The following is a 2,563-nucleotide window of genomic DNA, read 5'->3' as shown; positions in this document are numbered from 1 at the left end:
CACCCGCGGGGGCCTTCCGGGTGGGGTTGTGGGGGTCACCCCCCCCCCCGCGGGGGGGGGGCCCCCCCCCCCCCGGGGGCCCCCCCCCCCCCCCCCGGGGTGCTCATGCCCCGCGCTGGTCGCCTTCGCTGGACGCGGGCGCCTGCTGGGGTTCGTCGTCGGCGCACGGGTCCTCGTGCCATTCGCCGAAGGGGTCGGGCAGTTCGCGCCACGCGGTCTCGCCGAGCGCGAGTTCCTCGTCGGTGAGCAGGGCTTCGTGCAGGGCGCCGCGGATGGCGCCGGGGTCGGCTTCGTGCGCGATGACGACGAGTTCCTGCATCCGGTCGCCGTAGTAGTCGTCCCAGTTCAGCGAGGCCTTCACCTGGCGTTCCGGGTCGACCTGCGCCCACTGCTCGGGGGTCTGGGTGACGAGCCACGGCCCGGCGTGCCCGACGCGCAGCCCGCCGCCGGCGGATTCGAGCCAGAGCGCGGTGTCGGGCTGGCTCGCGACCCAGGCGCGGCCGCGGGTCCGCACGACGCCGTCGAGCAGCACGTCGAGCGCGTCGTGCAGCCGTTCCGGGTGGAACGGGCGGCGCTGCTCGAACAGCACGACGGACACGCCCGATTCCTCGTCGAGCGGCGGCTGCCCGCGCAGCAGCGGGCCGTGCGCGCCGTCGACTTCGCCGCGCCGGGCTCCGGCGGGGATGCGGGCGAGCAGCGCGGGCACGTCGAGCCCGGTGAGCGCGGTGCGCGGGGCGGCGGGGGTCAGCCGGTCGAGGACGGCTTCGGTGCGCACGGTCTGCCAGCGGTCGGCGTCCCCGGCGAGGACGACGGCGTCGGCGAACTCGACCTGCCCGACGCCGACCTGGGCGACGGTGCGCTCGTCGTCGGGGCTGCCCGCGAGGCCGCGCTCGTAGAGGGGTTCGTCGCCGCTGACGTCGCCGAGCCAGCTGGGCAGGTCGACGGCGGTGAGGACGGCTTCGACCTCGACGTCCTCGGCTACCGGGGCAGTGTCGACGACGACGTGCTCGATGGCCCAGCAGATCGCCTCGGGTTCGAGGGAGGAGTCGAGGCGCACGACGATGCGCCGCACGTCGGGGGCGGCGGCGAGCCTGCGCAGCAGCGGCAGGAAGTCCTCGCGCAGCGTGCAGGACACGCAGCCGTGGGCGAGTTCGAGCACGGTGAGCTGTTCGGAGTCGCCGTGGCGCAGGTACCTGCGGACCACGCCGGAGGTGACTTCGCGCAGGTCGTGGTGCACGACGGCGGTGCCGTGCGGGTCGGTCGCGCGGACGGCTCCGGCGGTCTCGGCGACGTGCTCGCCGTCGAGCCCGGCGACCACGACCAGCGGCACCCGGGCGGCCTCGGACGGTTCGGTTTCGGTGCCCACTCGCAGCCCCAATCAGGAACGGTTTTCATCTGCCGAACCGACACGGTACCCTTATTGAAAACGACTGTCGTTATCAGGAGGCCCCTCGTGTCCATCCGCTGCCAAGTGACCGGGCGAGAACCCGGCTACGGCAAGCAGGTGTCGCACTCGCACGTGCGCACCAGCCGCCGCTGGCTGCCCAACGTGCAGCAGCGCCGCTACTGGCTGCCCTCGGAGAACCGCTGGATCCGCCTGCGGGTGTCCACGAAGGGCATCAAGACCATCGACAAGCGCGGCATCGAAGCCGTCGTCGCCGACATCCGATCTCGCGGGGAGCGCATCTGATGGCCAGCAACGACGTCCGTCCCGTGATCAAGATGCGGTCCACCGCGGGCACCGGCTTCACCTACGTGACCAGGAAGAACCGCCGCAACAACCCCGACCGGCTGCGGCTGCGCAAGTACGACCCGGTGATCAAGAAGCACGTCGAGTTCCGCGAAGAGCGCTGAGGAGAAGACCCGGTGGCCAAGAAGTCCAAGATCGCCCGCAACGAGCAGCGGAAGGTGCTCGTCGCCCGGCACGCCGAACGCCGCGCCGAGCTCAAGCGGATCATCTCCGCCCCCGGCAGCTCCCCCGAGGAGCGCGCCGACGCCGTCGCCGAGCTGTCCCGGCAGCCCCGCGACGCCAGCGCCACCCGCGTGCGCAACCGCGACACCGTCGACGGCAGGCCGCGCGGCTACTTCCGCAAGTTCGGGCTCTCCCGCGTGCGCCTGCGCCAGCTCGCGCACAACGGCGAACTGCCCGGCGTGACCAAGTCGAGTTGGTGAGCACCGTGCCCAGCGAACGCAAACCGCCCCGCCGCAAGCAGAACCTGCTGCGCAAGGAACGCGTCGTCACCGTGGACTGGAAGGACGTCGCGCTGCTGCGCAAGTTCCTCTCCGACCGCGGCAAGATCCGCTCCCGCCGGGTGACCGGGCTGACCATGCAGGAGCAGCGGGAGGTCGCCACGGCGATCAAGAACGCCCGGGAGATGGCCCTGCTCCCCTACCCCTCCCCAGCCAAGCGCTGAACTTTTTCCTTGGTTTTCGGCTCGTCTTGCTCGGGGGTCGGGTGGCGGAACCTCAGCGGGGTTTTGGCCGCGGGGGGTTTTTTTACCCGGGGGGCGCCCCGGGGGTATCAAGCGTGACTCCGGCACAACCCCGCTCAAACCCCGCGGGG

5 protein-coding genes are annotated in these 2,563 nt (G+C 72.2%); 4 read left to right on the top strand and 1 reads right to left on the bottom strand.

Annotated elements, in window-relative coordinates:
- Nucleotides 1-103: 103 nt before the first annotated feature.
- Nucleotides 104-1,366: a ribosome hibernation factor-recruiting GTPase MRF gene (mrf, locus tag LCD33_RS17655; RefSeq protein WP_224978058.1), complete on the bottom strand. Its 1,263-nt coding sequence runs from the start codon at nucleotides 1,364-1,366 to the stop codon at nucleotides 104-106.
- 87 nt (nucleotides 1,367-1,453) lie between these two features.
- On the opposite strand from mrf, the gene rpmB reads away from it, so the two are divergent.
- Genes rpmB through rpsR form a run of 4 tightly spaced genes read left to right on the top strand, consistent with a single transcriptional unit; the run spans nucleotide 1,454 to nucleotide 2,414 of the window.
- Complete coding sequence (gene rpmB / locus LCD33_RS17650) at nucleotides 1,454-1,690, top strand: 50S ribosomal protein L28 (RefSeq protein ID WP_224963108.1); 237 nt, start codon at nucleotides 1,454-1,456, stop codon at nucleotides 1,688-1,690.
- Entirely contained in the window at nucleotides 1,690-1,854 is a 165-nt protein-coding gene (gene rpmG, locus LCD33_RS17645) for a 50S ribosomal protein L33 (RefSeq protein ID WP_224963106.1), read from the top strand. Before rpmB ends, rpmG begins: the two co-directional genes overlap by 1 nt.
- Before the next feature lie 12 nt (nucleotides 1,855-1,866).
- A complete protein-coding gene (rpsN, locus tag LCD33_RS17640) occupies nucleotides 1,867-2,172 on the top strand; it encodes a 30S ribosomal protein S14 (protein ID WP_224963104.1) in 306 nt (101 codons plus the stop codon).
- Complete coding sequence (gene rpsR / locus LCD33_RS17635) at nucleotides 2,169-2,414, top strand: 30S ribosomal protein S18 (RefSeq protein ID WP_224963101.1); 246 nt, start codon at nucleotides 2,169-2,171, stop codon at nucleotides 2,412-2,414. The genes rpsN and rpsR overlap by 4 nt, the downstream gene beginning before the upstream one ends.
- Nucleotides 2,415-2,563: the final 149 nt, after the last annotated feature.

Source organism: Saccharopolyspora sp. 7B (assembly GCF_020177435.1).
Lineage (GTDB): Bacteria > Actinomycetota > Actinomycetes > Mycobacteriales > Pseudonocardiaceae > Saccharopolyspora_C > Saccharopolyspora_C gregorii.
Note: the sequence above shows the minus strand (reverse complement) of the source record. Positions and strands in the feature narration are given on the sequence as shown.

Bases quoted from the DNA above. Each gene is read 5' to 3' on its own strand.
- rpmG (WP_224963106.1), top strand. From the start codon at position 1,690: ATGGCCAGCAACGACGTCCGTCCCGTGATCAAGATGCGGTCCACCGCG.